Origin of the sequence: Amaricoccus sp. W119, from assembly GCF_047275745.1 — a bacterium.
Classification (GTDB): domain Bacteria; phylum Pseudomonadota; class Alphaproteobacteria; order Rhodobacterales; family Rhodobacteraceae; genus Amaricoccus.
In genome coordinates, this window is sequence record NZ_JBKQWU010000123.1 from 1 (window position 1) to 4,947 (window position 4,947).

The window sequence follows — 4,947 nt, forward strand, 5'->3', positions numbered from 1 at the left end:
TGGCCGCGAAAAGCTGCTCGATTTCTTCGAGGGGGTAGCCCTCGGGGTTCAGCACCCCGCCGGCGCGGTCGATGACGCCGACGATCCTGACGCCGGCGCGGGCGAGATAGAGCGCGGCGGCGGCGCCGACATTGCCCCAGCCCTGGATGATCGCGCGCTTGCCGGCGGGTGCGCCGCCGTAGATCTCGTAGAAGTGCCGGACCGCCTCGGCCACGCCGAAACCGGTGATGAGATCGGCGACGACGAGCTTGGCCGCCTTCGCGGGGGCGTAGGTCGCATCCTCGACGACCTTGGACACGCCGAGCCGGAGCTGGCCGACCTTCTGGATGCGGCCGCGGTCATCGGGGCGGAAATGGCCGTTCACGATGCCTTCCTGCGGATGCCAGAGTCCGGAGGCCTCGGTATAGGGGATGACCTCGTGCACCTCGTCGACGTTCATGTCGCCGCCGGTGCCGTAGTAGCTGCGCAGGAGCGGGGTGACGGCGGCGAACCAGGGGCGCAGGACGCCTTCCTTGCGCGGGTCGGCCGGGTCGAAGTCGATGCCCGACTTGGCGCCGCCGATCGCGGGGCCCGAGACGGTGAACTTGATCTCCATCGTCTTGGCGAGCGACACGACCTCGTTGAGGTCGAGCCCCTTGCGCATCCGGGTGCCGCCGCCGGCCGCGCCGCCGCGCAGCGAGTTCAGCACGGCCCAGCCGCGGGCCTCGGTCTCGGAATCGTGCCATTCGAAGACGATCCGGGGCGGGGTGTTCTCATAGTCCTGAAGACGGGTTTTCATGGCAAGCTCTCTCTGTTGCCAGCGCGCGGACCGCGCCGGGTTGGGGGATCGCGCCACCCTCTGGCGGCGCGAATATGGTGAAGTGTCGGAAGGGTCAGATCAGGTTGGTCAGGAAGATGACCAGGATGCCGATCGGCGTGATCGTGCGGATCATGCCGCGGACGATGCCGAAGGCACGGGCGCTGGTGGAAAGCTCGTCGCGGAGCGCGTCCTTGGGCATGATGTAGCCGACGAAGATGGCGAGCGCGAGCGCGCCGAGCGGCATGAGCACGTTGGTCACGATATAGTCGAGCGCGTCCATCATCCCCTTGTCTTCCAGCGCCGGGATGAACGACAGCGGCGCGAAACCGGACATCACGTTCAGCGACAGGAGGCAGAGGATGCCGAGCGCCCAGGCGGCGCCGCCGGCGAGGATGGCGGAGGCGGTGCGGCCGATGCCCTTCTCCTGCAGCCATTCGACCACGGATTCGATCATCGAGAGCGACGAGGTCCAGGCCGCGATGACGAGCAGTATGAAGAAGACCGGCCCGAGGATGTCGCCACCCGGCATCTGCGCGAAGGCGAGCGGCAGCGTCGCGAAGACGAGACCCGGTCCCGCCGCCGGTTCCATCCCGTACTGGAAGACCAGCGGGAAGATCGCGAGCCCGGCCATCAGCGCCACGGCGGTATCGACGGCGGCGACGGTCACGGCGGTGCGCACGATCGGCGTCGATTTCGACAGGTAGGAGCCGTAGGCCAGCATCGATCCCGAGGCGAGGCTCAGCGTGAAGAACGCATGGCCGAGCGCGGAGAGCGTGCTTTCCGTGGTCAGCGCGCCGAAGTTGGGCCGGAACAGGAAGACGACCGCCTGACGCAGGCTGTCCATGTTCATGACCGCGCTGTAGCCGATCAGGAGCATGAGGATCAGCACCAGCGTCGGCATCATCACCTTGACCGCCGCTTCGATGCCGCGGTTGATGCCCCGCGCCGAGATGAAGATCGTCATCACCATGAAGACCGTGTGCCACATCAGAAGCTGGTCGGGCGCGGCCAGAAGATTCGGGAACAGCGCCTGCACCGCCTCCGGGTCCGCGGCGTCGAAACCGGCGATCGAATGGCCGACGAAGGGCATCGCCCAGCCGGCGACGACGGAATAGAAGGCGAGCGTCAGGAAGGCCGCGAGCGTCGAGATGATGCCGATCCAGCCCCAGGCGCGCGGCGCGCGGGCCTCGGCCACCACGTCGCGGACGCTCTGGATCGGGGAATGCCCGCCCCGGCGGCCCACCAGCATCTCGGTCATCAGCGCGGGAATGCCGACGAGCGCGATACAGCCGAGATAGACCAGCACGAAGGCGCCGCCGCCGTTCTCACCGGTCATGTATGGGAATTTCCAGATATTCCCGAGGCCCACGGCCGATCCGGCGGCCGCCAGGATGAAACCGAGTTGCGAGCTCCAGACCGGCTTGCCAGCCGCCTCGCCCTGCGCGGCGGCCGCGTCGGTGGTCATTGTCATGTCTATCCTCCGGGGGAGCATCCGCATGGGTCCGTTGCTGGGACGGGCGGACGCTGGTTCTGCTGTTGGGGGTGGACGCGGACCTTGCTCTGGCCCGGCATGTTCGGATTGGCAATCGGGGTGACGGTATCGGAACGCCCGCTCTCGTCGGGAACGGGGGACGCGCGGGCGGCTGCGTGGATCAGGGGGTGATGGTCGCGACAACTGACGCCCGCCAGAGATCGCCTCCGGCGTGCGTCAGTTTCTCTCGATGTCACTTCGCCCTGCCCCTCGGGGCGCGGGCGCGTTCCCGTCCTCCGATGCCGTCGGCTTCCCGATCCCGTCAGACGGCGGGTTTCAGGACGCCGCGGCGGACCTGGTCTTCCTCGATCGACTCGAAGNCAGTTTCTCTCGATGTCACTTCGCCCTGCCCCTCGGGGCGCGGGCGCGTTCCCGTCCTCCGATGCCGTCGGCTTCCCGATCCCGTCAGACGGCGGGTTTCAGGACGCCGCGGCGGACCTGGTCTTCCTCGATCGACTCGAAGAGCGCGCGGAAGTTGCCTTCGCCGAAGCCGTCGTCGCCCTTGCGCTGGATGAACTCGAAGAAGATCGGGCCGATGACGGTCTTGGAGAAGACCTGCAGCAGGATGCGGGTCTCGCCGCCGCCGACGACGCCCTCGCCATCGATCAGGATGCCGTTCTTCCGCATCCGGTCGAGCGGCTCCTCATGACCCTTCACCCGGCGATGCGACATCTCGTAATAGGTGTCCGGCGGCGCGGGCATGAATTCGAGCCCCTTCGCCGCGATCGCGTCGGTGGAGGCGTAGATATCCTCGGTCGCGACGGCGATATGCTGGATGCCTTCGCCCTTGTATTCCTTCAGATATTCCTCGATCTGCGAATTCTCGTCGGCGCTTTCGTTGATCGGGATGCGGATCTTGCCATCCGGCGAGGTCAGCGCGCGGCTGGTGAGGCCGGTCTGCTTGCCCTTGATGTCGAAGTACTTGATCTCGCGGAAGTTGAACGTGTCGTGGTAGAACTTGTACCAGGTGTCCATGTTGCCGCGGATCACGTTATGGGTCAGGTGGTCGAGGTAGTAGAATCCCACGCCCGCGGGCTTCGGGTTTTCCTCGCCGAGCCATTCGTAATCGGCGGAATAGCAGCTGCCTGCGTCGCCATAGGTGTCGACGAAATAGAGCAGCGAGCCGCCGATGCCGTAGACCGCCGGCACGTCGAGCGCCTTGCCGTCGCCGGTGTATTCCTCCGCGCCGAGGTCGACCGCGCGCTTCAGCGCATGCTGGGCGTCGACCACCCGCCAGGCCATGCCGGGAGCGCAGGGGCCGTGCGCGTCGATGAAGGCGGCGCCGTGGCTGCCCGGTTCGGCGTTCAGGAGATAGTTGACGTCGCCCTGGCGGTAGAGCGTGATGTTCTTCGTCCTGTGCTTGGCGACGGGCGTGAAGCCCATCCGCCGGAACAGCGCGTCGAGCTTCTCCGGCTCGGGATGAGCGAATTCGACGAATTCGAACCCGTCGGTGCCGGCCGGGTTGGCATTGCTGATCGTGGCTTTGGGGGCGTTGTGCGGGAACGGGCCCATGGCGAATCTCCTCCTCTTTGCTTGGCCGGATTATCTCGCGGTATCGCCGCGAAAACCGTGCAAAGTGAGGTGCCGGGAAGCCGGCCATGCACGAGTCGGTCATCGAACGACGGTCCCGTGCATGAAGCGTGCGCGGCTGTTTTGGCTGGGCGATGATCGGCACGCCGTCGCGGCTCAACCCCGCGCCCTTGCCGCGAAGGGGATTCGCCACCCGGCGCGGGCGTTCCGCGCTATTCGGCGCCGAATGCGTTCGCCCCGCCAGGGGACGCCGCGATCGGTCCGGACCCGGGGAAGCTGAACGCGCACCAGCGGTCGAAGTAACCGCCGAGCGCCGCCTTCACCCGGAATTCCAGCGCGTCGAGCGCGTCGAGCTGCGCCAGAACCGCCGCCGCCTCGGCCCGATCACCGACGCGATCACCACCCCGGGCGAGCTTCACCGCCGCGTAATGCAGCCCGCGAAAGCCCTGGTTCAGCGCCTCGACCTCGTCGCACCAGCCGTCGAACTCCTCGAAGGAGAAACCGAGCGCGCGCCAGAAGAAGGCGAAGGCGTGTTCATAGGCGTATTTGCGGATCGCGAGGACCGGCAGTTCGCTCAATTCGCGCTCCAGCGCCGCCGGCGGCCAGGGCGCCCCCGGGGCGAGATGCGCCGCGACCAGACCCCGCGTGGCCTCGGTCAGCGGATTCGCGTCCGGCCGGAACCCGGCCAGAAACACCTCGCGGAGCGCCGCGTCTTCGGGCGGCCGGGCGCAACTCGCATCGTAGCGATAGCCGCCTGCGACGCTCGGCTGCGCGATGGCGTTCAGAATCAGATCGCGCGGCAGCTCCCCTTCCCAGCGGAAATCCGGGTCGAGCATCAGCCAGCGCTCCGGGTCCCGGGTCGGTTCGATCATCACGTAGTGCGGGAAGGGGTTCTGGTTGAACTTGTTCTCGCGTTCCGGCAGGTGAAAGAGATCGAGCATCACCATCACGCGCTCGCTCGCGCCCTTGGTGGTGTACCGCCCCCGGATCCTGAGACACCTGATTGCGCTTACGCGGCCAGCGGGATCGTGTCCATCTGGTCGCGTCGGAATTGGGCTGGGGAGCGGTGTCCGTGCCGCTCGATCAG

4 protein-coding genes are annotated in these 4,947 nt (G+C 67.1%); all 4 read right to left on the minus strand.

What is annotated here, in order from left to right; all coding sequences use genetic code 11:
- Positions 1 to 778: Glu/Leu/Phe/Val dehydrogenase dimerization domain-containing protein (locus ACLJK8_RS22000; protein WP_413152570.1), on the minus strand; the 778-nt coding region annotated here is incomplete at its 3' end.
- 94 nt (positions 779 to 872) lie between these two features.
- On the minus strand, positions 873 to 2,270 hold the full coding sequence (locus tag ACLJK8_RS22005) for a sodium-dependent transporter (protein WP_413152571.1): 1,398 nt from the start codon (positions 2,268 to 2,270) through the stop codon (positions 873 to 875).
- A gap of 465 nt (positions 2,271 to 2,735) precedes the next feature.
- Complete coding sequence (gene hppD / locus ACLJK8_RS22010; protein WP_413152572.1) at positions 2,736 to 3,842, minus strand: 4-hydroxyphenylpyruvate dioxygenase; 1,107 nt, start codon at positions 3,840 to 3,842, stop codon at positions 2,736 to 2,738.
- A 230-nt stretch (positions 3,843 to 4,072) separates the two neighbouring features.
- Entirely contained in the window at positions 4,073 to 4,912 is an 840-nt protein-coding gene (locus tag ACLJK8_RS22015) for a DUF6005 family protein (protein ID WP_413152573.1), read from the minus strand.
- Between the last annotated feature and the right edge of the window lie 35 nt (positions 4,913 to 4,947).